This is a genomic window from Lentimicrobium sp. L6 (genome assembly GCF_013166655.1).
Classification (GTDB): domain Bacteria; phylum Bacteroidota; class Bacteroidia; order Bacteroidales; family UBA12170; genus UBA12170.
On the sequence record NZ_JABKCA010000167.1, the window covers coordinates 1 to 1,459 of the forward strand.

2 protein-coding genes are annotated in these 1,459 nt (G+C 33.2%); both read left to right on the forward strand.

Annotated features, from left to right (window positions below; all coding sequences use genetic code 11):
• Positions 1-39 precede the first annotated feature (39 nt).
• Complete coding sequence (locus tag HNS38_RS20020; protein ID WP_172347001.1) at positions 40-810, forward strand: hypothetical protein; 771 nt, start codon at positions 40-42, stop codon at positions 808-810.
• On the forward strand, positions 807-1,459 hold a 653-nt coding region (locus tag HNS38_RS20025), incomplete at its 3' end, for a hypothetical protein (protein WP_172347002.1). The genes HNS38_RS20020 and HNS38_RS20025, both read left to right, overlap by 4 nt.

A 1,459-nucleotide genomic window follows, 5' to 3' on the forward strand; every position in this document is an offset into this window, starting at 1 on the left:
CCGATTGCTTACGCTTCGATTAAATTACACGAGACTTAAATGGGTAACCCTATTAGTTTATATGAATCTTGGATTTGGGAATCAGATCATGAAGACCTAGATGAAACCCCTTTATTTTCAGACTTAGGAGCAATCAGTGCCTATACTTCCCTAGAATACCCAACTTTGTTACATACCAATATGACAACAAACGAAAGCCATAGAGGTATTATCGGGATTTCTAAGAGTTTTTCAGTAAAAGCTGAATCAGAATTAGTTCTCTTGAAGAATTCAAAAGTAGATATATTAAACGGTTCTGAATTAACAGTTGAATCTGGAGCTACCTTAACAATTGGTAAATACGTTGAATTCACAAATGGAAAAATAATTATAGAAGATGGTGCAACAGTAAATATAGATACCGATTTGACCTTAGATCATACTGAGATTCTTTTATATAACTCTTCATTAAGTGTAAGCAGTGCGAATTTAGATAACCAATCATCTTTCTGGCTACATGGTTCAGGAACCTACGAAATTACCTATTCAGATTTCTCAAATGGTTCAAAAATTATGGGAGTGAATAATCAAGGGAGTGTATTAGTTGATAATTGTGAATTTGATGATTCGTATGTTCATATTGAGAATAATAATTTTGCTCCTAGTATTCTTGCAACTATTAGCGATTGTGATTTTGCTAATTCAAACAATTACACCGCCATTCGTGTTGAAGGCTGTAATACATATAATATCGATAATAATACCATTGATAATTACATGTATGGAATCGAAGTTTGGAATTCGGGACATGAAAAGGAGATTATTTTGTGAAAAATAATTCTATAACAAATATCGATGGACCTGCTCTTACATTTTATAGTTCATCTGGTATTATAGAGAATAACCAAATCTCAAATAACGACCTCGGTGTAAAGTTATTAAACAATTCTTCTGTACAACTTATAGGAAACAGTAATGCAAATTACGAGAGCCAAACACAGGTTATCAAAGATAATATTGGTGAAGAAGTATATATGAGTTCATATAGTGTCCCACAAATATTTCATTATAATGTAATAAAAGATAATGATAATTTGGGAGGTTCAAACGATGCTTTAGTATATCATAATTTACCTCCTAGTGGACAACCTATAATAGATGTAGAATACAATTGCTGGGGAGGAAGCTCTTTTAATCCTTTAGTAGATTTATATCCTGTAGGAGCTTATGATTCAGACCCCACTTGGTGTCCAGGTTTAAGCAAAGGGGTGGCCGAAAGCGCAGAAATACTATATATGGATAGCCAAACTCAATTTGAGGATGAAGAATTCATAGCATCAAAAACTACTCTAGAAACCATAATCACAGATTATCCTAATACCACATTTGCTCAAGCAGCTGTTAAAGACTTGTTTATTGTTGAACTATTTGCCACTAACGATTATTCATCGCTGCGTCAATATTTTAATGACAACCCAAG